The organism is Pseudonocardia sp. ICBG1034 (assembly GCF_020131375.1).
In the GTDB taxonomy this organism is placed as follows: domain Bacteria; phylum Actinomycetota; class Actinomycetes; order Mycobacteriales; family Pseudonocardiaceae; genus Pseudonocardia; species Pseudonocardia alni.
Map to the genome: position 1 here is coordinate 1386514 of NZ_JAHLEK010000015.1, position 21007 is coordinate 1407520.

The following is a 21007-nucleotide window of genomic DNA, read 5'->3' on the forward strand; positions in this document are numbered from 1 at the left end:
GATCAGGAGATCGACGATCCGGCGGGCATGGCCTCGAATCGCATGTCCGGGAACTTGCGCTGGATGATGTCCATCCGCCACTTGTTGGTGAACAGCGCGAGGTGCTCGCCGTCGGCGTCACGGCGCAGGACCTCGCACTCGGACTGCCCGGCCAGCTTCTCGACCGCCTCGGCGTCGACCAGGCGCGCGATCTGGTACGGCAGCCGGTCCAGGGTGACCGGGGCGTTGAACTCGGTCTCCAGCCGCGTGGTGACGACGTCGAACTGCAGCGGCCCGACCGCGGCGAGCACCGGCGCCTGGTCGCCGCGCAGGTCCGAGCGCAGGATCTGGATGACCGCCTCGTTGCCGAGTTGCTCGATCCCCTTGCGGAACTGCTTGTACTTGCCCGCGTCCTTCGCGCGGATCACCGCGAAGTGCTCGGGGGCGAACGCCGGGATCGACGGGAACTCGACCGGGTCGGCGGCGTAGAGGGTGTCGCCGGGGCGCAGCGCGGTGGCGTTGACCAGGCCGACGATGTCGCCGGGGAACGCCTCCTCGACGGTCTTGCGCTCGGCGCCGAACACCGACTGGGCGTACTTGGTGGCGAACGGCTTGCCGGTCGCGGCGTGGGTGAGCACCATGCCGCGCTCGAACCGGCCCGAGCAGATCCGCAGGAACGCCATCCGGTCGCGGTGCGCCTTGTCCATGCCGGCCTGGACCTTGAAGATCAGTCCGGAGGTGGGCGCCTCGAGCGGGCGGTCGTCGCCCTTCACGTCCGGGCGGGGGGCGGGCGGCGGGGCCAGGTCGACCAGGGAGTCGAGCAGCCGGGCGACGCCGATGTTCGACAGCGCCGACCCGAACAGCACCGGGGTGGCCTTGCCGGAGCGGAAGCCCTCCTCGTCGAACCCGGCGCCGATCTCGTCGAGCAGGCCCAGCTCGTCCTGCGCGTTCTGCCAGTACTCCGGCTCCTGCGCGGCGATGGTCTCGGCGTCGACGACCTGCGCGGTGGCCTTGGTGGCGCCGCCGGCGGCCCGGGTGAACGCGGTGTACTCGCCGGTGGTGCGCTCGATGAGGCCCTTGAACTGTCCGGCGATGCCCAGCGGCCAGGTCAGCGGCATCGGGCGCAGGCCGATGGTCTGCTCGACCTCGTCGAGCAGCTCCAGGGCCTCGCGGCCGGGCCGGTCCCACTTGTTGACGAACGTGACGATCGGGACGCCGCGCGAGCGGCAGACGTCGAAGAGCTTGAGGGTCTGCGGCTCGAGGCCCTTCGCGGCGTCGAGCAGCATCACCGCGGCGTCGACGGCGGCGAGCACCCGGTAGGTGTCCTCGGAGAAGTCGCCGTGGCCGGGGGTGTCGAGCAGGTTGATCACGCAGTCGCGGTAGGCGAACTGCAGCACCGCCGAGGACACCGAGATGCCGCGGGCGCGCTCCATCTCCATCCAGTCCGAGGTGACGCCCTTGCGGCCGGACTTGCCGTGCACCGCACCGGCGGAGTCGATGACCTCGGCGTGCAGCGCCAGCGCCTCGGTCAGGGTCGACTTGCCCGCGTCGGGGTGGGAGATCACCGCGAACGTGCGCCGGCGGGCGGTCTCGCCGACGACGCGTGCGTCGGTGGCGGATCCGGGCTGCCGGGCGTCGCTCTCGGTGGTGCTCACACCCGCATTCTAGGCGCCGCCACCGACAGCCCCCGACGACGGCGCCCGGCTCAGGTCGACCACACAGAACACGTTGCCGTCGGGGTCGGCCAGGACGACGAAGTCCGGCTCGGCGGGGTAGCCGTCCCGGTCGGGCAGGGTCGCCCCCAGCGATCCGAGCCGCGCGACCTCGGCCTCCTGCTCGTCGGTGGTGTCGACCAGGAGGTCGAGGTGCAGGCGGGGCCTCGGCTCGGGTGGGGAGGCACTGCGCATCAGGCCGAGTACCCGGTCGCCGCCGGGGCCGGTCAGGGTGCGCCAGGACGGGCTCGCCCACTCCTCGGAGACCTGCAGGTGCAGCGCGGCGGCCCAGAACGCGGCGGCCCGGTCGAGATCGGCGACGCCGACGACCGGGAACCCCAGCCGCAGCACGGCTCAGGCCCCCGCTTCCAGCAGCGCCCGCATGTCGGGCAGGTCGAAGTGCTCGACGGTCGCCCACGCCGACGGGCTGCCGTGGTGCGGGTCGGCCCCCGCGGCGAGCAGCGCGGTCACCGACGGCGCCGACCGGGCGAACAGCGCGGCGGCGAGCGCGGTCTGGCCGCGGTCGTTGGTGTGGTCCGGCGCCGCGCCGCGGGCCAGCAGGTCGACGACGACGGCGTCGTGGCCGTAGTAGGCGGCGAGTATCAGCAGGGTGTCGCCCTTGGGATCGGTCAGGCCGACCGGGACGCCCGCGTCGAGGTAGGCGGCCAGCTGCTCCGCCGCACCCTCACGGGCCAGGTCGAACATCCGGTGCGCGAGTTCCACGGCGGCCTGGTCCACCCCGCCACGGTAGGGGTGCCGCGGCCACCCCGCCGGGCGGCGACCGCGGTACCGGACCGGCCCGCCACCCGTCCGGGAACCCTCGGCGACGGGTGGCTGTCGGGGGTCGCCGCTAACCTGCGCGTCGTGAGCTCCCAGTCCGACGCCCCGCAGGCCCGCGAGCGCCACGCGCAGCTGGCGGCCGAGGTGGCCGACCACCAGTTCCGGTACTACGTGCTGGACGCGCCGGTCGTCTCCGACGGCCAGTTCGACGAGCTGTGGCACGAGCTGCTCGCGCTGGAGGAGGCGCACCCCGAGCTGGTCACGCCGGACTCGCCGAGCCAGCGCGTCGGCGGCACGTTCTCCACCGACTTCACCGCCCACGACCATCTCGAGCGGATGCTGTCGCTGGACAACGCCTTCTCGCCCGAGGACCTGCGCACCTGGCAGGAGCGGGTGACGAAGGAGGTCGGCGAGGACCTGCACTACCTGTGCGAGCTCAAGATCGACGGACTGGCGGTGAACCTGCTGTACACCGACGGGCGGCTCACCCGCGCGCTGACCCGCGGCGACGGGCGCACCGGCGAGGACATCACGCTCAACATGCGCACCCTCGCCGAGGTGCCCGAGCAACTCACCGGCACCGACGAGTTCCCGGTGCCGGGGCTGGTCGAGGTCCGGGGCGAGGTCTACTTCCGGCTGGAGGACTTCGAGCGCCTCAACGCCTCGCTGGTCGAGGCGGGCAAGGAGCCGTTCGCGAACCCCCGCAACACCGCGGCCGGCTCCCTGCGGCAGAAGGACCCGCGGGTCACCGGCTCGCGCAACCTGCGGCTGATCTGCCACGGCCTGGGCAAGCGGGAGGGGTTCACCCCCGACACCCAGTCCCACGCCTACGACGCGCTGGTCGCCTGGGGCCTGCCGATCTCCCCGCGCACGACCGTGCTGCAGGGCATCGAGAAGGTGATCGAGTACGTCGAGCACTGGGGCGAGCACCGGCACGACGTCGAGCACGAGATCGACGGCGTCGTCGTGAAGGTCGACGAGGTGGCGCTGCAGCGCAGACTCGGTGCGACCTCCCGGTTCCCGCGCTGGGCGATCGCCTACAAGTACCCGCCGGAGCAGGCCACCACGCGGCTGCTCGACATCCGGGTCAACGTCGGGCGCACCGGCCGGGTCACCCCGTTCGCGGTGATGGAGCCGGTGAAGGTCGCCGGGTCCACGGTCGAGATGGCGACCCTGCACAACGCCGACGAGGTGCGCCGCAAGGGTGTGCTGATCGGCGACCGGGTGGTCATCCGCAAGGCGGGCGACGTGATCCCCGAGGTGCTGGGTCCGGTCACCGACGTGCGCGACGGCTCCGAGCGCGAGTTCGTGATGCCGACGCACTGTCCCGAGTGCGGCACCGCGCTCGTGCAGCAGAAGGCGGGCGACGTCGACCGGCGCTGTCCGAACGCCCGCTCCTGCCCGGCTCAGCTGCGGGAGCGGCTGTTCCACGTCGCGGGCCGCGGCGCGTTCGACATCGAGGGGCTCGGCTACGAGGCCGCGGTGGCGCTGCTGACCTCGGGCGTGCTGACCGACGAGGGTGACGTGTTCGCCCTGACCGAGGACGACCTGCTGCGGACCGAGCTGTTCCGCAACCAGAAGGGCGAGCTGACGGTCAACGGCCGCAAGCTGCTCACGAACCTGGAGGCGGCGAAGGACCGGCCGCTGTGGCGGGTGCTGGTGGGACTGTCGATCCGCCACGTCGGGCCGACCGCCGCGCAGGCGCTGGGCCGCGAGTTCGGGTCGATGGAGGCCCTGGAACGCGCCGCGGCGCAGGCGAGGGCGGACACCGAGGCGGCCGGGGTCGCGATCGTCTCCGACGGGACGGCGGGGGAGGACGACGCCGCGGCCGAGGCCGCGGCGCCGACGGCCGAGGGGGCCGCCGCCGAGGCGGCCGGCGACGTCGAGACCGCGGAGGCGGAGGCTGCGACCGCCGCCGGGGCGGCGGACTCCCCGCAGGCCGTGGACGGCGCCACGGGTGTGGACGGCGCCGAGGGCGTGGACGGCGCGGAGAACGCCGACGAGAACGCCGCGGCCGCCGAGGCCGCGAAGCAGGAGCGGGCGGCCGCGCGCGCCCGGGCGAAGGCGGTGGCCGAGGCACTCGCCCCGATCGCCGGGGTCGACGGTGTGGGCCCGACCATCGCGGCGGCGGTGCGGGACTGGTTCTCCGTCGACTGGCACCGCGAGGTCGTGCAGAAGTGGCGGGCGGCGGGCGTCGCGATGGAGGACGAGGTCGACGACTCGGTGCCCCGCTTCCTGGAGGGCCTCTCGATCGTGATCACCGGCTCGATGGAGAACTGGTCCCGCGACGAGGCCAAGGAGGCGATCATGGCCCGCGGCGGGCGCGCGGCCGGGTCGGTGTCGAAGAAGACGGCGTTCGTCGTCGCGGGGGAGGCGCCCGGCTCGAAGTACGACAAGGCCGTCGAACTCGGGGTGCCGGTGCTGGACGAGGCCGGGTTCTCGGTCCTGCTCGACCGCGGTCCCGATGCGGCGCGCGAGCAGGCCGCCGACGCCTGACCGCCGGGCCCGGCGCCGTCCGGTCCGCGCCGTCCGGCGACACGGCGTGCGCCACGCCGACGGTGAGCGACCGTTCACCGGGCGTGTTCGTCGTCCGGCGCGGCCCGGTGGCCGGACGTCGACGTCCCCCGGGCGCGCCCGCGCCCGGCCGCGGGCCGGGGTCGATCACCGCCTACTCTCGGTCGCACGGCGGGGCCCTCCCGCGGGAGCACGACCACTCGGATCGGGGAACACACGGTGTTGCAGGCGGCGCTCAACGGCTCACGACCGGCGGACGCGCACCCGGCGCTGCCGACCCTGGCCCGCCACCTCGCCCGCGACGCCCGGGCCGTCGCCCGGCTCGGCGTCACCTCGGTGCACGTGCACCCGCGCGACGACAGCGGTGCCGAGTCGATCGAGCCCGCCGTGGTCGGCGACGTCGTCTCGCTGATCCGCCAGGAGGCCCCGGGCATCGAGATCGGGGTCCCGACCGGGCGCTGGATCCAGCCCGACCCGAAGGACCGTGTCGAGACCGTCCTGTCCTGGGGCCGGCTCGGCTCCGGCAAGCCCGACGTGTGCGGCGTCAACGTGCACGAGCTCGGCTGGACCGAGGTCTGCCACGCCGCGTGGTCGGTCGGCATCGCCGTCGAGCTCGGCGTCTGGACCAGCGGCGACGCCGTCACCCTCCGCCAGAACGGGCTGCCCCCGGGGACCCGGCGGGTGATCGCGGAGTCGACGGTGATCGACCCCGAGACCGCCGTCGCCGAGGGCATCCGGATCCTGCGCGCCCTCGGTCAGCCCCCCGTCCCCGTGCTGCTGCACGGCGAGGAGGAGGGCGCCTGGCCGGTGCTGGAGTACGCGACCCGGGTCAACATCGACAGCCGGATCGGCTTCGAGGACGTCCTGGTCCGCCCCGACGGCTGGCTCGCGACCGGCAACGACGACCTCGTCCGCACCGCCCTGTCGATCCGGGTCTGACCCGCCGGGCCGTCGCCCCGGCCGCTCGTCCACTCCCGGCGCTGCTCCCAGGGGAACTCTCGTGGCTTAGAGCGCTACGAGAGTTCCCCTGGGAGCAGCCCCCGGGCCCGGGCCCGGGGGGGGGGGGGGGGAGGGGTGCGGTGGCGCGGCGGTCAGGCCTTCAGGACCGTCGCGACGATCCCGGCCAGGTGCGCCAGCCGCGCCAGCTCCGACGGCCGGAACACCGGCCCACCCGGCCGCCCGACCACCAGCGTCTTCGGGGGCACCCCGGTCCCGAACGGCGCGGCGGCCAGCTCGGTGTCCATCGCCCGCCAGGGCTCGGGCACCCAGTGGCTCTCGTCGAGGGCGATCGCCCGGTCCAGCGGCAGCCAGGGCAGGTCCCCGGACCGGGTCTCGGGCGCCGCGGAGCTCTCCGCGATCCGGTAGGAGCGGCCGTGCTCGCTGACCGCGACGAGCGCCCACCCCGCGCGGAACAGTCTGGGCACCTCGGCGGCGAGCAGGTCGAGCCCGTGCGCGTGGTCGCCGGCGATCTCGTCGAGCAGCTCCAGCTCGCGGTGGGTGTCCAGCTGCCCGGTGTGCGGGCGCACCGACTCCACCGACACCCCGGGCACCGACTCGGCAGCGGTGATGAGCACGTCCGGCGGCCGGTTGGTCGGCAGCTCGACGGCGATGTCGTCGACCGCCTGGCCGTCGCCACGCTCCACGACGTCCACGCTCAGGATGTCCGCCCCGGCCCCGCCGAGTGCGGACGCGACGGCGCCGAGATTGCCGGGCTTGTCCGGGAGGACGACCCGGAGCAGGAACGACACGGAGTGGATCCTCTCCCTCGACAGCGGGCGCCTCGTCGGCACGCGCATGCACCGCACCGGAGCGGCGGGGAGCGGTTCCGGGCGGGAACGATGATCCTGCCACCCACGGTCCCCTCGGTCACCCGCCACCCGCAGCGGCGTGTGCGCGCCCGGTCACCGGGGGGCGACCGGCCGGTGGACCGGCGGGAATAGACTCGACGGGTAGACCGGCGCGCGCGGGAGCGACCGGGTCGTGTCGGCAGCCGGACCGGCGGTCGCACCGTCGTCGCCGCTGCCACGGCACCGCCACGACCGTCCACCCGCCGTCGTCATCATCGGACACCATCTCGAGGAGGGGCATGACCGCCGATTCCGCGGAGCGGACGGGCGGGGTCATCACCCGGGACGAGGTCGCACACCTCGCCCGGCTGGCCCGCCTGGCCGTCACCGACTCCGAGCTGGACACCTTCGCGTCCCAGCTCGACGTCATCATCGGGTCGGTGGCCCGGGTCGGGGAGGTCGCCGCCGACGACATCCCGCCGACCTCGCACGCCGTCCCGCTGGAGAACGTCTTCCGCCCGGACGAGCGCCGCCCCGGCCTGAGCCAGGAGCAGGCGCTCGCCGGCGCCCCGGCCGCCGAGGACGGGCGCTTCCGCGTCCCGCGGATCCTGGGGGAGGAGCAGTGAGCGACCTGATCCGGCTGACCGCCGCCGAGCTCGCCGAGAAGATCCACTCCCGTGAGGTCTCCGCCGTGGAGGCCGCGCAGGCCCACCTCGACCGGATCGCCGCCGTCGACGGCGAGGTGCACGCGTTCCTGCACGTCGGAGCCGAGTCCGCGCTGGCCGGCGCCGCGCTGGTCGACGAACGGATCGCCGCGGGCGAGGCGCCGGAGTCCCCGCTGGCCGGGGTGCCGCTGGCGCTCAAGGACGTGTTCACCACCTCCGACATGCCCACCACCTGCGGCTCGCGGATCCTCGAGGGCTGGCAGCCGCCCTACGACGCGACGGTCACCGCGCGCCTGCGCGCCGCCGGGATCACGATCCTGGGCAAGACCAACATGGACGAGTTCGCGATGGGCTCGTCCACCGAGCACTCCGCGTACGGCGTCACCCGCAACCCTTGGGACACCTCCCGGGTGCCGGGCGGCTCCGGCGGCGGCTCGGCGGCCGCGCTGGCCGCGTTCGAGGCGCCGCTGGCGATCGGCACCGACACCGGTGGCTCGATCCGCCAGCCGGCCGCGTTCACCGGCACCGTCGGCGTCAAGCCCACCTACGGCCAGGTCTCCCGCTACGGGCTGGTCGCCTGCGCGTCGTCGCTGGACCAGGGTGGGCCGTGCGCGCGCACCGTGCTGGACGCGGCGCTGCTGCACGAGGTCATCGGCGGTCACGACCCGCGCGACTCGACCTCGATCGACCGGCCGGTCCCGGCCGTCGTCGAGGCGGCGCGCCAGGGCGCGACCGGGGACCTGTCCGGGCTGAAGGTCGGCGTCGTGCGCGAGCTGGGGGGCGAGGGCTACCAGCCCGGCGTCCGGGCGGCGTTCGACGCGTCGCTGCGCAGCCTGGAGAAGCTGGGCGCCGAGATCGTCGAGGTCGGGTGCCCGCACTTCGAGTACGGCATGGCCGCGTACTACCTGATCCTGCCGAGCGAGGTGTCGTCGAACCTCGCCCGGTTCGACGCCATGCGCTACGGCCTGCGCGCGGCGCAGGGCCGCTCCGCGGAGGAGGTCATGGCCAACACCCGCGAGCAGGGCTTCGGGCCCGAGGTCAAGCGGCGGATCATGCTCGGCACCTACGCGCTGTCCAGCGGCTACTACGACGCCTACTACGGGCAGGCGCAGAAGGTCCGCACGCTGATCAGCCGGGACTTCGACGCGGCGTTCGCCCAGGCCGACGTGCTCGTGTCGCCGACCGCGCCGACCGTGCCGTTCCCGATCGGGGACAAGGTCGACGACCCGCTGGCCATGTACCTGAACGACCTGGCCACCATCCCGACCAACCTGGCCGGGGTCGCCGGCATGTCGGTGCCCAACGGGATCTCCGAGGGGCTGCCGACCGGTCTGCAGATCATGGCGCCCGCGCTCGGCGAGGCCGTCATGTACCGCGTCGGGGCGGCGTTCGAGGCCGCCCGCGACGCCGACGAGGGCGGTCCGCTGATCGCCCGTGTCCCGGAGGTTGCTGGGGTGAGGGCATGACCACGTCCGTGGAGCTGGTCGACTTCGACGACGTCGTCGCCCGTTACGACCCGGTGCTGGGCATCGAGGTGCACGTCGAGCTGTCGACGAACACCAAGATGTTCTGCGGCTGCCCGACGGAGTTCGGCGCCGAGCCGAACACCCAGGTCTGCCCGGTCTGCCTGGGCCTGCCCGGCGCGCTGCCGGTGGTGAACCGGGCCGCGGTGGAGTCGGCGATCCGGATCGGCCTGGCGCTGAACTGCTCGATCGCGCCGTGGGGCCGGTTCGCCCGGAAGAACTACTTCTACCCGGACATGCCGAAGAACTTCCAGACCTCGCAGTACGACGAGCCGATCGCCGTCGACGGGTTCCTGGACCTGACCCTGGACGACGGCGAGGTCGTCCGGATCGGCATCGAGCGCGCGCACATGGAGGAGGACACCGGCAAGTCGCTGCACGTGGGCGGCTCCGACGGTCGCATCCACGGCGCGGACCACTCGCTGCTGGACTACAACCGGGCGGGCGTCCCGCTGATCGAGATCGTCACGAAGATGATCCCGGACACCGGGGCACGCGCCCCGGAGGTGGCCCGCGCCTACGTCACCGCGCTGCGCGACCTGATCCAGTCCCTGGGCGTCTCCGACGTCCGGATGGACCAGGGCTCGATGCGCGCCGACGTGAACCTGTCGCTCTCGCCGAAGGGCGGCGCGCTGGGTACCCGCACCGAGACGAAGAACGTCAACTCGCTGCGGTCGGTCGAGCGCGCGGTCCGGCACGAGATGGGCCGGCAGGCCGGCGTGCTCGACGCGGGCGGCGAGATCGTGCAGGAGACCCGGCACTTCGACGAGTCCACCGGCCACACCCGCGCCGGGCGGCGCAAGGAGACCTCGGAGGACTACCGGTACTTCCCGGAGCCCGACCTGGTCCCGATCGCGCCCTCGGCCGAGTGGGTCGAGGAGCTGCGCGGCACCCTGCCCGAGCTGCCGTGGGAGCGCCGCCGGCGCATCCAGACCGAGTGGGGCATCTCCGACGAGGAGATCCGCGACCTGGTCAACGGCGGGGCGCTGGAGCTGGTCGAGGCCACCGTGGCGGCGGGCGCGCCCTCGCAGGAGGCCCGCTCGTGGTGGGTGTCCTACCTCGCCCAGCAGGCGAACACCCGCTCGGTCGAGCTCGCCGACCTGGCGATCACGCCGGAGCAGGTCGCCCGGGTGATCGAGCTGGTCGCGTCCGGCGAGCTGACCAACAAGCTCGCCCGCCAGGTCGTCGACGGCGTGCTCGACGGCGAGGGCGGCCCGGACGAGGTCGTCGCGGCCCGCGGGCTGAAGGTCGTCTCCGACGAGGGCGCACTGATCGCCGCCGTCGACGCGGCGCTGGCCGAGCAGCCCGACGTCGCGGAGAAGATCCGCGGCGGCAAGGTGCAGGCCGCCGGGGCGATCGTCGGTGCGGTCATGAAGGCGACGAAGGGCCAGGCCGACGCCAAGCGGGTCCGGGAGCTGATCGTCGAGCGGGTCGGGGCCTGACCCCTCCTGCGCCACACGCACGGGCCCCGGCCGGACACCGTCCGCCCGGGGCTCGTGCGTCAGGAACGCCACCCGCCGTCAGTTCCTCGCCGCGGTCGGCACGGCGGGCCTGCTCGCCGCGTGCGGCTGCTCCGCGGCCACCGTCGTGCTGCTCGGCTGAGCGGCCGGGCCGCTCAGCCGGAGGCGCGGGTCGCCGTCGCGTCGGGGCCGGCGGCGCCCGGGTCCCCGCCCGGTGCCTCGGGCACGTCCCCGGCGAACTCCAGCGGAGCGGCGCCCGGCAGCGGCCTCCCGGCGGGCTCGACGAGGAACCACACGCTGACCAGCCCGACCAGCCCGGCGCCGATCAGGTAGTAGCCCGGCCAGTCCAGGTTCCCGGTGGCGGTCACCGCGGCCTCGATCACCGCGGGCGCCGTCCCGGCGAACAGCGACACCGCCAGGTTGAACGTCAGCCCTAGACCGGCGTAGCGGACCAGGGTGGGGAACTGGGCGGGCAGCGTCGACGGGCAGACGCCCGCGAAGCAGACCAGGATCGCGGCCAGCAGTACCAGGCCGGTGGCCTGCCCGGCGAGCCCGAGCTGCAGCAGCCACACGATCGGCAGGCCGAGCACGACCAGCCCGATGCTCCCGGCCGCCAGCAGCGGGCGCCGTCCGATCCGGTCGCTCCAGCGCCCGACGACGACCACCGCGGCCAGCGCGAGCACGGTGACCCCGACCTGCAGCAGGGTCGCGACCTCCCGGCTGGTGCCGGCCGCGCCGGAGCGGGGCAGGGTGCCGGTGAGGTAGGTCGGCACGTACGCGGTCAGCACGTAGTTGGTGACGTTCCAGGCGATCACCAGACCGGCGGTGACCAGCGCCGCGGAGCGGTAGCGCTTCACCAGGATCCCGAACGCGCGGCCGTGGGTCATCGTGACCAGCGCGGGGGAGCGCTCCATGAGCTGGCGGAACGCCGGCGTGTCCTCCAGGCGCAGCCGCAGGTAGACGCCGGCGATGCCGAGCGGGAACGCCAGCAGGAACGGGATCCGCCAGCCCCAGGCGAGCAGGTCGTCGTCGGGCATCAGGGTCACCAGCGCCGCGGTGACGCCGGCACCGAGCGAGTAGCCGACGATCGTGCCGAACTCCAGCCAGCTGCCGAAGAAGCCGCGCCGCCGGTCGGGGGCGTACTCGGCGACCAACGTGAGCGCGCCGGTGTACTCGCCGCCCGCGGAGAAGCCCTGCAGCATCCGGATGAGCACGACCAGGACCGGCGCCGCGACGCCGATCGTGCCGTGCGACGGGACGAGCCCGAGCAGCACCGTCGCGACGGTCATCAGCAGCACCGTGGCGGCCAGCACCCGCGGCCTGCCCACCCGGTCGCCGAGGTGGCCGAACACGAACCCGCCGAAGGGCCGGGCGACGAACGCCGCCGCGAACGCGGCGAGGGTCAGCACCAGCGACCACCGGCCCGCGTCCGGGAAGAACACCCGGTTCAGCACCACCGCGGCCAGGTAGGAGTAGATCCCGAAGTCGTACCACTCGGCGACGTTGCCCACCGACGCCGCGGTGGCGGCCCGGCGGACGGTGGCCTCGTCCTCGACCGCGGTGTCGAGGATCCGGCGACGGCTCCTGCGCGGCTTCTCGATCATGTGGCCCCTTCGCCGTCCGGGCGCGTGCCGGGACGTCCCGGCATGCGGTGCGGCGCCTGTTCTAACATTGATATATTAGACCGTGCAACAGTGGGCGACAGCGGGATGCAGGATCGGTACCGGGCGGCGTCAGATGGCGCTGGCGCCGCCGCCGGTCGGCGGCTGGATGCGTACGACCCGGTCGTCGGTGGCGCCGGGGGAGCCGCCGTCGCGGTTGACCGTCCCCAGCCACAGCAGGCCGTCCGGAGCGAGGGTGACCGGGCCGATCCGGCCGTAGGTGCCCTCCAGGACCGGCTTCGGGTCGCCGGTGAAGGTGCCCTCGGCGCCCGGGTTGAGCACGAACAGCGCCCTGCCGGTGCTCTGCGCGACGACGACCGCGCCCGGCAGCACCGTGCACCCGGCGACGCCCGGGCGGTCCGGCCAGGTCCAGGCGGGCGCACCGAGCGTGCCCGGCGTGACGCGGTGCAGGACGTCGCGCCCCGGGGTGCGGTCGGTGACCCAGGTGGTCCGCGCCGCGGGGTCGACGCACACCCCGCCCGGCGCGGTGAGCCCGCGGGCCAGGACCGGCGAGGCACGGTCGGGGTTGCCCGGGGCCGGACGGCCCAGGGTGTCGATCCGCAGCACCGCCCCGGCGAGCGGGCCCGCCCCGGCGGGCGTGGCGACGAGCAGCGAGGAGCCGTCGGCGTCGACGGCCAGCGCCCCGCCCGGCGGCAGCCCCTCCAGCACCGGCTTCGGTGCCTCACCGGGTGCGATCCGCCAGACCCGTCCCTCGGACAGGGCGTAGAGCAGGCGGTCCTCGGCGTAGCCGGGGGACAGGACCAGCCCGGTCAGCCCGCCGGCCGGGTCGACCGGCACGGTCGCGACCGGCTGCGGGGTGGCGTCGCGGCGGACCTCGAGCACCCGCCCGGTCCGCCGCTCGGCGACGAGTGCGCGGTCGCCCTGCGGGAGCACCGCCACCGCCCCGACCGGCCCCAGGCAGGCGGCGACGACCTGCGGGTCCGGGTCGACACACGGCTGCGGCGCCGGCGCGGCCCCCTGCTGCTGCGGCGACGGCGCGCCGCTCGGCGGCGGTGTCCGCTCCTCCGGCGCCACCTGCGGCGGCCCGCCGAGCTCGCCCTCTCCTTCGGCCTGGGGGCGCCAGTCGCGGGAGCCCGCGTCGGGGAAGGTGGCGCAGCCGCCCAGCAGCACGACGAGCGTCGCGACGATCAGCAGCAGCCGGGCGGTCACGAGGAACCAGGCTAGGGCCCGCGAGGTGAGTGCCCGGTGAGTACGGTCGGGCGCCATGAGCAGCCCCGTGACCGTCCTGGTGCCGCACACCGTCGGAGCCGAGATCCTGTCCGGTGTGGACGGGCTGGCCCCGGTCGTCTACGACCCGGAGAAGCCGCTGCCCGACGAGGCCGCCCACGCCCGCGTGCTGGTCGCGCCGTTCCTGGCGGGCTCCGACGCCGTCGGGATCATCGAGCAGGTCCCGAACCTCGAGCTGGTGCAGCTGCTCACCGCGGGTGCCGAGACGTGGATCGGCCGGCTGCCGGAGGGCGTCGGCCTCTCCGACGGGCGCGGCGCGCACGGCGGCGCCACCGCCGAGTGGGTGGTGTCGGTGCTGCTGGCCGTCTACCGGCACCTGGACCGCTTCGTGCGTGCCCAGGACCGCGGCGAGTGGGACTACCACCAGACCGAGGAGCTGGCCGGCAAGAAGATCCTCATCGTCGGGGCGGGCGACGTCGGGCAGAAGACCCGGGCCCGTCTGGAGCCCTTCGAGGTGGAGACCGCGCTGGTGGGGCGCACCGCCCGCGACGGCGTCCACGGCTGGGACGAGCTGCCCGCGCTGCTGCCGCACCACGACGCGACCGTGCTGATCGTCCCGCTCACCGACGAGACCCGCGGCATGGTCGACGCGGGTTTCCTGGCCGCCATGCCCGACGGATCGCTGCTCGTCAACGGCGCCCGCGGGCCGGTCGTGGACACCGACGCGCTGGTCGCGGAGCTGGCCTCGGGACGGATCCGGGCCGCCGTCGACGTCACCGACCCCGAGCCGCTCCCCGCGGGCCACCCCCTGTGGTCGGCGCCCGGGCTGCTGCTCACCCCGCACGTCGGCGGCAGCGTGCCGCTGGCGATGCGCCGCGCCTACGGCGTCGCGGCCGAGCAGCTCGCGGCGTTCGCCGCCGGTGACGCGCCGCCGAACCTCGTGACCGGCGCCTACTAGGCGCGCGCCGGTACTGTCGCCGACCATGAGCGGGCCCACGCAGCAGTACGACTGGGGCAACATCTCCGGCGACGAACCGGCGGAGAGGACCCGTCCGGAGCGCATGCCGGTCCCCGCCCACCTCTCCTCCGACATCGGGCTGCTCGTGCTGCGGCTGGTCGTCGGGGCGTCCTTCGCCGCGGCGGGCGCACGCAAGCTGTTCGGCGTCGCGGGCGGGATCGGCCTCGACGCCAGCGCGACCGCGCTCGCCGACGCCGGGTTCACGTCCTTCGCCGGCCCGCTGGCCTGGGTGCTCGCGGTCGGCCAGCTGGTCCTCGGCGTGCTGCTCGTGCTGGGGCTGCTGACGCCCTTCGCCGCGGCGGGCCTGCTCGCGACCAAGGGCGTCGCCGTGGTGGTGGCGCTGGTGCCGGCCCTGTCGGTGCCGCTGTTCGCCTCGGACGGCGCGAACTCCCTGGAGCTGGACCTGCTGCTCGGCGCCGGGGCCGCGGCGCTGGTGTTCGCCGGGGCCGGGCGGATCGCCCTCGACGCCGGGCGTACCTACCAGCGACGCCCGCTGCCGTGGTCGGTGCTGTCGCTGCTGGTCGCGGTCGCGGTGGCGCTGCTGGTCCTGTTCGTGCTGCGCCGGTGACCCCTGCCGACGACGCCTGGCTGCGCCCGCTCGCCCGTCGCCGCCGTCGCGACCTCGCGGTGCGGGCACGCACGCCGCTGACCGGCGGGTACGCCTCCGGCGGGGCCGAGCGGATCGACCTCGACGACGGCACCGCGGTCGTCCTGAAGCGGACCGGTGCGGTGGAGACGGCCGCGCTGCGTGCGGTCGCGGTGGTGAACGGGCCCGTCCGGCTGCCCCGGATGCTCGGCTCCGGCGACGGCTGGGTGCTGCTCGACCACGAGCCCGGCGCGCCGCTGCCGGTCGGGGCCCCGGTACCCGACGACGTGTGGCGCACCCTCGCGCTGGTCCACGCGCACTGGCGGCGCAACCGGCCGCGCGGCGTCCCCGTCGTCGACGACGCCTGGTGGGCGCGGCTGTGCGGGCACGCCGCGGACCGGCTGAGGGCGGCCGGGCACGACACCGCGGCCGCGTCCGTCGTGGCCTGGGCCGGGGACGACCGCGCCCGCACCGCGCTGCGCGCCCTGCCCCGCACCCTGTGCCACGGCGACGCCCACCGCGGCAACGTGGTCGCCGGTCCGGCCGGTGCGGTGCTGCTGGACTGGGGCAACGCCCGCGTCGCGGTGGGGTCGCTCGACGTCGTGGTGCTGGCCGCACCCCCGCCCGACGGCCCGGCCGACGCGCCGTCGGCGCCGGTGCCCGCGGTCTACCGGGACACCCTGTCCGGCGCGCTCGGCGCGCCGGACCCGCCCGCCCTGGTCGCGGTGGAGACGGCGTGGGCGCGGGCGGCGGCGCACGTGCAGTACCTGCCGTTCGCCGCCGACCACCAGGACCCCGACCGGGTCGCCTCGATGGTCCGGGTCGCCGCCGCGGCCCTCGACGAGCTGGGCGACCTGCTCGTCACCGCCCGCCGCGGCTGATCCCGCCACGGGCGGTGGCCGGGCCCTCGGCTCAGCCCTTCGGCTTGGCGGTGCGACGCAGCCGGGTGTTGACGAACTCGCCCATGCCCCAGCGGCCCAGCTCGCGACCGAAGCCGGAGCGCTTCACCCCGCCGAAGGGCAGCCCGGGCAGCGTCGTGCCGTGCTCGTTGACGTAGGCCATGCCCACCTCGAGCCGGTCGGCGATCTCCTGCGCGCGCTCGATGTCGCCGCTCCACACCGACCCGCTGAGCCCGTAGCTCACGTCGTTGGCCAGCGTGACCGCCTCGTCGACCGAGTCGACGCCGTACACCACGGCCACCGGCCCGAAGATCTCCTCGGAGTAGGCGTCCATGTCCTTCGTGACGCCGGTCAGCACGGCCGGGCGGAGGAACGCGCCGTCGCCGTCGGGCACCTCGCCGCCGGTGTGCAGGGTGGCGCCCTGCTCGACGGCGCGACGCACCTGCTCGGCGACGCCGTCGCGCGCCGCGACCGAGGACAGCGGGCCGAGCCGGGTGCCGGAGTCGGTCGGGTCGCCGTGCTCGGTGGCTTCGAACGTCGAGACGAGCACCGACACGAACTCCTCGACCTTGTCGGTCGGCACGATCATCCGCTTCGGGGAGTTGCAGGCCTGGCCGCCGTTCATCAGGCGGGCCCGGGCGGCGACCTTCGCGGTGCGGGCGACGTCGGCGTCGTCGAGGACGATGAACGCGTCCGACCCGCCCAGCTCCAGGACGGCCTTCTTCAGGTTGCGCCCCGCCGTCTCGGCGACCGAGGCACCGGCCCGCTCGCTGCCGGTCAGCGAGATCCCCTGGATCCGCGGATCGGCGATCATGTCGGCGATCTGCTCGTTGGTCGCGTAGACGTTGACGTAGACGTCGTCGGGCACGCCCGCGGTGTGGAAGATCTCGTCCATCACCTCGGCCGAGGCGGCACAGATCGGGGCGTGCTTGAGGACGATCGTGTTCCCGACGACCAGGTTCGGCGCGACGAACCGCGCCACCTGGTAGTACGGGAAGTTCCACGGCATGACCCCGACCAGCGGTCCGATCGGCTCGGTCTGCACCACCGACTCCTGCGCACCCTGCGGGTCCAGGGTCTCCCGGGTCAGCAGGTCCGGGCCGTGCTCGGCGTACCAGCGGTAGATCGACGCAGCGAGCGCGACCTCACCCGCGGCCTCCTTGACGGGCTTGCCCATCTCGGTCGCGATCAGCGCGGCCAGCTCGTCGCTGCGGGCCTCGTAGGCCTCGGCCACCCGGACCAGGATCTGTGCCCGGTCGGCGGCCGGGGTCGCGCGCCACCCGGGGTAGGCGTCGGTGACGCGGCCCAGGACGTCGGAGACCGCCGCGTCGTCGAGCTCGGGGAACGTCCTCTCGGTCTTCCCGGTGGCGGGGTTCGTGGTCACGTAGGCGGTCATGGTGTCCTTCCGTCGCGGGGTGGCGCGGATCGCGCTCCTGCCCGACGGATGTCCGTCGCGGGGGGACCGGCAAACATCGGGTCCGCCTCGTCACCCCACCCCGGCCGCGGGGCAGCGCCGCGCCGCGGCCGCCGCCTCCGGCCGAGACGGTGACCGGGATCCCTGCTCAGCGGCCGACGTTGCGCTGCAGGTGCGCCGGGTAGCGCTCCCCGGCCACCGCGGACGCCGGAGCGGCCGCCTCGATCTCGGCCAGCTCGTCCGCGGACAGCTCCAGCGCGGCGGCCGCGACGTTCTGCTCCAGGTAGGTCCGCCGCTTGGTCCCCGGGATCGGCACGACGTGCTCCCCGCGGCTCTGCACCCAGGCCAGCGCGAGCTGCCCGGCGGTGACCCCGCGGCGCTGCGCGACGGCGGTGAGCGCCTCGACGATGGCCAGGTTCGCGGCCATGTTCTCGTCGGAGAAGCGGGGCAGGCCGCGGCGCATGTCGCCCTCGCCGAGCTGCCCGGTCGAGGTGATCGCGCCGGTCAGGAAGCCGCGCCCGAGCGGGGAGAACGGCACGACGCCGACGCCCAGCTCGGCGCACGTCGGGGCGACCGACTCCTCGATGCCGCGTGTCCACAGCGACCACTCCGACTGCACCGCGGCGGGCGGGTGCACGGCGTGGGCGCGGCGGACGGTGTCCGCGCCGCACTCGGAGAGCCCGTAGTGGCGGATCTTCCCCTCCTCGATCAGCCCGGCGAGCGCGCCGACGGTCTCCTCGATCGGGGTGTCCGGGTCGACGCGGTGCTGGTAGTAGAGGTCGATGTGGTCGACGCCCAGGCGGCGCAGCGACTCCTCGGCGCACCGCCGGACGTAGGCCGGGTCGCCCTGCGCGCCCTGGTTGCCCTGCGCGTCGCGCACGATGCCGAACTTCGTCGCCAGGACCACGCGGTCGCGGCGGTCGGCGATCGCGGCGCCCACGAGCTCCTCGTTGGCGCCGTCGCCGTAGACGTTCGCGGTGTCGAGCAGGGTGACGCCCAGGTCGAGGGCGCGGTGGATGGTCGCGATCGACTCGGCACGGTCGGAGGTGTCGCCGTAGGCCTGGCTCATGCCCATGCAGCCCAGGCCCTGGGCAGAGACGGTGAGATCGCCGAGTCGACGGGTTCCGAGGCCGGTTCCGGTAGCCATGACAACCAACCTAGACGCGAACGGCCCCGGTCCGCAGGAGGGCGGACCGGGGCCGTCGTGCGTGCCGGGTCAGGGGATGCGGCGGACCGCACCGGTGTCGGCGCTGGTCGCCATGTGGGCGTAGGCGCGCAGCGCCTTCGACACGACGCGCTGCCGGTCGACGGGCTGCCACGGCCGCTCCGAGGACTCCATCTTGGCGCGCCGGTCGGCGAGCGTCTCGGCGTCGACGAGCAGCTCCAGCGACCGGGCGCGGACGTCGAGCCGGATCCGGTCGCCGTTCTCCACCAGGCCGATCGTGCCGCCGGCGGCCGCCTCGGGGGAGACGTGGCCGACCGAGATGCCCGACGAGCCGCCGGAGAAGCGGCCGTCGGTGATCAGGGCGCAGACCTTGCCCAGCCCGGCGCCCTTGAGGAACGCGGTCGGGTGCAGCATCTCCTGCATGCCCGGCCCGCCCGAGGGGCCCTCGTAGCGGATGACCAGCACGTCGCCGGGCTTGATCTCCTTCTTCAGGATCGCCGAGACGGCGTCCTCCTGGCTCTCCAGGACGACGGCCGGGCCCTCGAACTCCCAGATGTCCTCCGGGATGCCGGCGGTCTTGATCACGGCGCCGTCGATCGACAGGTTGCCGCGCAGCACGGCGAGCCCGCCGTCGGCGGAGTAGGCGTGCTCCAGGTCGCGGATGCAGCCGCCCGCGGCGTCGGTGTCCAGGCTCGACCAGCGGTTCTCCGTCGAGAACGCCTGCGTGGTCCGGACCCCGCCCGGTGCGGCGTGGTAGAGCTCGACCGCGGTCTCCGACGGGGCCGACGACCGGATGTCCCACTCGGTGAGCCACTGCTCCAGCGACGGCGAGTGCACCGTGTGCACCCCGGTGTTGAGCAGCCCGGCTCGCCACAGCTCGCCCAGCAGTGCGGGGATGCCACCGGCCCGGTGGACGTCCTCCATGTGGTAGTCCGAGTTCGGCGCGACCTTGCTCAGGCACGGCACCCGGCGGGAGACCGCGTCGATGGCTGCGAGGTCGAAGTCGATCTCACCCTCCTGCGCGGCGGCCAGGATGTGCAGCACCGTGTTCGTGGAGCCGCCCATCGCGACGTCGAGCGCCATCGCGTTCTCGAACGCCTCGCGGGTGGCGATGTTGCGGGGCAGCGCGGACGCGTCGTCGTCGCGGTACCAGCGGGTGGCCAGGTCCATCACGGTGCGCCCGGCGTTCAGGAACAGCTCGCGGCGCGCGGCATGCGTGGCCAGGGTGGAGCCGTTGCCCGGCAGGGACAGCCCGAGCGCCTCGGTGAGGCAGTTCATCGAGTTCGCGGTGAACATCCCGGAGCAGGACCCGCAGGTCGGGCAGGCCGAACGCTCGACCTCGGCGAGACCCGCGTCGTCCACCTCGGACGACGCCGACGCCGAGATCGCGGTGATCAGGTCGGTGGGTGCCTGCGCGACCCCGCCGACGACGACCGCCTTGCCGGCCTCCATCGGCCCGCCGGAGACGAACACGGTCGGGATGTTCAGCCGCATCGCGGCGTTCAGCATGCCCGGCGTGATCTTGTCGCAGTTGGAGATGCACACCAGGGCGTCGGCCGCGTGGCCGTTGACCATGTACTCCACCGCGTCGGCGATGATCTCGCGGCTGGGCAGCGAGTAGAGCATCCCGCCGTGGCCCATCGCGATGCCGTCGTCGACGGCGATCGTGTTGAACTCCTTGGCGACCCCGCCCGCCTCCTTGATCGCGCCCGCGACGAGGTCTCCCATGTCCTTGAGGTGCACGTGGCCGGGCACGAACTGGGTGTAGGAGTTGGCGATCGCGACGATCGGCTTGCCGAAGTCGTCGTCGCCCATCCCGGTCGCGCGCCAGAGCGAACGCGCTCCGGCGGCGTTGCGACCGTGGGTGGTGACGCGGGAACGCAGGGCGGGCATCGGTCTTCTCCAGCCGGGTCTTCCGTGGTGGTTCCTGAGGGACCCCGGTGGGCGCGTCGCGGAGCGTGCGCACGAGCCGCCCGGGGGGTGCGGCGCGACGGCGGCGGGGCGGGTCGCGTCCCGCCGGCCGGCGGGCCGATCGCCCGCAACCGTACGCCCCGCGACGGGCGTCAGTGACCCTCGGCCGGATCCTCCGCGTCGCCCACCGCGGCCGGGTCGGCGAACCGGCCGCCGCTGGCGACCGAGAGCGCGGGCAGGTCGCGCGCGTGCACCGCGGGCAGGACGAGGTCGTCGTCCTCGCCCAGCACCGCGCTGACCCGCGAGCGCGAGCCGATCCGCAGACCGCGCACGTCGTCCCAGTCCACGGTGCGGGAGGAGAACGCGCCGCGGACGGTCAGCGTGTCCGGGTCCACGGTGGTGCGGACCCGCAGGATCCAGGCGATCGCCGCGACCGGGGCCACCAGCGCGACCCAGAACCACGGCAGGCTGAACACCAGCGGCGTCGACCCGACGACGGCGACCAGGATGGCGAAGATGGTCAGCCGGCTCGGCTTGAACACCAGCGCGCGCGAGCCCACGCGGAGCTTGCGGCCCTCGTCGCGGACCCGGGGGGTCCACGCCAGCTCGCCGTCCACCTGCTGGGACGCCCCCGGGGCCGACTGCGGCTCGGCAGAGGTGGGGTCGGCGGGGACGGCGCGGTCGTCGGTGCTGCTCACGACCCCAGTGTGACAAATCCGGACCGTGACCCCACGGCCCGGACGGG

Annotated in this window: 18 protein-coding genes; 8 read left to right on the forward strand and 10 right to left on the reverse strand. The window is 74.5% G+C overall.

Annotated features, from left to right (window positions below; all coding sequences use genetic code 11):
- Positions 1-2: 2 nt before the first annotated feature.
- The 3 genes from KPF22_RS08060 to KPF22_RS08070 are packed head-to-tail and all read right to left on the reverse strand — an operon-like array spanning position 3 to position 2429.
- Positions 3-1634, reverse strand: coding sequence for a peptide chain release factor 3 (locus KPF22_RS08060; protein WP_062397186.1), 1632 nt, complete (start codon positions 1632-1634; stop codon positions 3-5).
- A 9-nt stretch (positions 1635-1643) separates the two neighbouring features.
- Positions 1644-2042, reverse strand: a complete 399-nt coding sequence (locus tag KPF22_RS08065) for a VOC family protein (protein WP_224401625.1) — start codon at positions 2040-2042, stop codon at positions 1644-1646.
- A gap of 3 nt (positions 2043-2045) precedes the next feature.
- A complete protein-coding gene (locus tag KPF22_RS08070; protein WP_224401626.1) occupies positions 2046-2429 on the reverse strand; it encodes an ankyrin repeat domain-containing protein in 384 nt (127 codons plus the stop codon).
- Between the two features lie 126 nt (positions 2430-2555).
- Between KPF22_RS08070 and ligA the strand changes: the two genes are divergently transcribed.
- Together ligA and KPF22_RS08080 are read left to right on the forward strand one after the other, a co-directional pair.
- A complete protein-coding gene (gene ligA / locus KPF22_RS08075; protein ID WP_308010372.1) occupies positions 2556-4967 on the forward strand; it encodes an NAD-dependent DNA ligase LigA in 2412 nt (803 codons plus the stop codon).
- Positions 4968-5204: 237 nt separating this feature from the next.
- Entirely contained in the window at positions 5205-5924 is a 720-nt protein-coding gene (locus KPF22_RS08080) for a 3-keto-5-aminohexanoate cleavage protein (RefSeq protein ID WP_208819667.1), read from the forward strand.
- Positions 5925-6076: 152 nt separating this feature from the next.
- Here the strand turns inward: KPF22_RS08080 and KPF22_RS08085 are convergent, their stop codons facing one another.
- Positions 6077-6733, reverse strand: coding sequence for an amino acid-binding protein (locus tag KPF22_RS08085; protein WP_073578441.1), 657 nt, complete (start codon positions 6731-6733; stop codon positions 6077-6079).
- A 338-nt stretch (positions 6734-7071) separates the two neighbouring features.
- Here KPF22_RS08085 and gatC point away from each other — a divergent pair, with 338 nt between their 5' ends.
- From gatC to gatB, 3 genes are read left to right on the forward strand one after another with little or no spacing between them, the layout of a single operon-like run.
- On the forward strand, positions 7072-7398 hold the full coding sequence (gatC, locus tag KPF22_RS08090; protein ID WP_020622204.1) for an Asp-tRNA(Asn)/Glu-tRNA(Gln) amidotransferase subunit GatC: 327 nt from the start codon (positions 7072-7074) through the stop codon (positions 7396-7398).
- Positions 7395-8903 carry an Asp-tRNA(Asn)/Glu-tRNA(Gln) amidotransferase subunit GatA gene (gene gatA, locus KPF22_RS08095; protein WP_208819669.1) on the forward strand — a complete coding sequence of 503 codons (1509 nt, stop codon included), beginning with the start codon at positions 7395-7397 and terminating at the stop codon, positions 8901-8903. The genes gatC and gatA overlap by 4 nt, the downstream gene beginning before the upstream one ends.
- Positions 8900-10402, forward strand: coding sequence for an Asp-tRNA(Asn)/Glu-tRNA(Gln) amidotransferase subunit GatB (gatB, locus tag KPF22_RS08100; protein WP_224401627.1), 1503 nt, complete (start codon positions 8900-8902; stop codon positions 10400-10402). Before gatA ends, gatB begins: the two co-directional genes overlap by 4 nt.
- Before the next feature lie 173 nt (positions 10403-10575).
- Here gatB and KPF22_RS08105 read toward each other — a convergent pair whose 3' ends face one another.
- Together KPF22_RS08105 and KPF22_RS08110 are read right to left on the reverse strand one after the other, a co-directional pair.
- On the reverse strand, positions 10576-12024 hold the full coding sequence (locus tag KPF22_RS08105; protein ID WP_224401628.1) for an MFS transporter: 1449 nt from the start codon (positions 12022-12024) through the stop codon (positions 10576-10578).
- Positions 12025-12153: 129 nt separating this feature from the next.
- Complete coding sequence (locus tag KPF22_RS08110; protein ID WP_224401629.1) at positions 12154-13251, reverse strand: glucose dehydrogenase; 1098 nt, start codon at positions 13249-13251, stop codon at positions 12154-12156.
- Positions 13252-13306: 55 nt separating this feature from the next.
- Here KPF22_RS08110 and KPF22_RS08115 point away from each other — a divergent pair, with 55 nt between their 5' ends.
- The 3 genes from KPF22_RS08115 to KPF22_RS08125 are packed head-to-tail and all read left to right on the forward strand — an operon-like array spanning position 13307 to position 15754.
- Positions 13307-14227 carry a 2-hydroxyacid dehydrogenase gene (locus KPF22_RS08115; RefSeq protein ID WP_224401630.1) on the forward strand — a complete coding sequence of 307 codons (921 nt, stop codon included), beginning with the start codon at positions 13307-13309 and terminating at the stop codon, positions 14225-14227.
- A 25-nt stretch (positions 14228-14252) separates the two neighbouring features.
- Positions 14253-14855, forward strand: a complete 603-nt coding sequence (locus tag KPF22_RS08120) for a DoxX family membrane protein (protein WP_224401631.1) — start codon at positions 14253-14255, stop codon at positions 14853-14855.
- A complete protein-coding gene (locus KPF22_RS08125; RefSeq protein ID WP_208819679.1) occupies positions 14852-15754 on the forward strand; it encodes a phosphotransferase in 903 nt (300 codons plus the stop codon). Before KPF22_RS08120 ends, KPF22_RS08125 begins: the two co-directional genes overlap by 4 nt.
- Before the next feature lie 31 nt (positions 15755-15785).
- Here the strand turns inward: KPF22_RS08125 and KPF22_RS08130 are convergent, their stop codons facing one another.
- The 4 genes from KPF22_RS08130 to KPF22_RS33010 form a co-directional block, all read right to left on the reverse strand.
- Positions 15786-17168: an NAD-dependent succinate-semialdehyde dehydrogenase gene (locus KPF22_RS08130; RefSeq protein ID WP_062397164.1), complete on the reverse strand. Its 1383-nt coding sequence runs from the start codon at positions 17166-17168 to the stop codon at positions 15786-15788.
- Between the two features lie 166 nt (positions 17169-17334).
- Positions 17335-18333 (reverse strand): aldo/keto reductase, encoded by a 999-nt coding sequence (locus KPF22_RS08135; RefSeq protein WP_208819681.1) that lies wholly within the window; start codon positions 18331-18333, stop codon positions 17335-17337.
- A gap of 69 nt (positions 18334-18402) precedes the next feature.
- On the reverse strand, positions 18403-20244 hold the full coding sequence (gene ilvD, locus KPF22_RS08140; RefSeq protein ID WP_062397159.1) for a dihydroxy-acid dehydratase: 1842 nt from the start codon (positions 20242-20244) through the stop codon (positions 18403-18405).
- A 170-nt stretch (positions 20245-20414) separates the two neighbouring features.
- On the reverse strand, positions 20415-20960 hold the full coding sequence (locus tag KPF22_RS33010) for a PH domain-containing protein (RefSeq protein WP_208819683.1): 546 nt from the start codon (positions 20958-20960) through the stop codon (positions 20415-20417).
- Positions 20961-21007 lie beyond the last annotated feature (47 nt).

Coding starts and splice junctions, on each gene's coding strand:
- gatB (WP_224401627.1), top strand. CDS start 8,900: ATGACCACGTCCGTGGAGCTGGTCGACTTCGACGACGTCGTCGCCCGT.
- gatC (WP_020622204.1), top strand. CDS start 7,072: ATGACCGCCGATTCCGCGGAGCGGACGGGCGGGGTCATCACCCGGGAC.
- KPF22_RS08115 (WP_224401630.1), top strand. CDS start 13,307: ATGAGCAGCCCCGTGACCGTCCTGGTGCCGCACACCGTCGGAGCCGAG.
- KPF22_RS08130 (WP_062397164.1), bottom strand. CDS start 17,168: ATGACCGCCTACGTGACCACGAACCCCGCCACCGGGAAGACCGAGAGG.
- KPF22_RS08105 (WP_224401628.1), bottom strand. CDS start 12,024: ATGATCGAGAAGCCGCGCAGGAGCCGTCGCCGGATCCTCGACACCGCG.
- ilvD (WP_062397159.1), bottom strand. CDS start 20,244: ATGCCCGCCCTGCGTTCCCGCGTCACCACCCACGGTCGCAACGCCGCC.
- KPF22_RS08135 (WP_208819681.1), bottom strand. CDS start 18,333: ATGGCTACCGGAACCGGCCTCGGAACCCGTCGACTCGGCGATCTCACC.
- KPF22_RS08120 (WP_224401631.1), top strand. CDS start 14,253: ATGAGCGGGCCCACGCAGCAGTACGACTGGGGCAACATCTCCGGCGAC.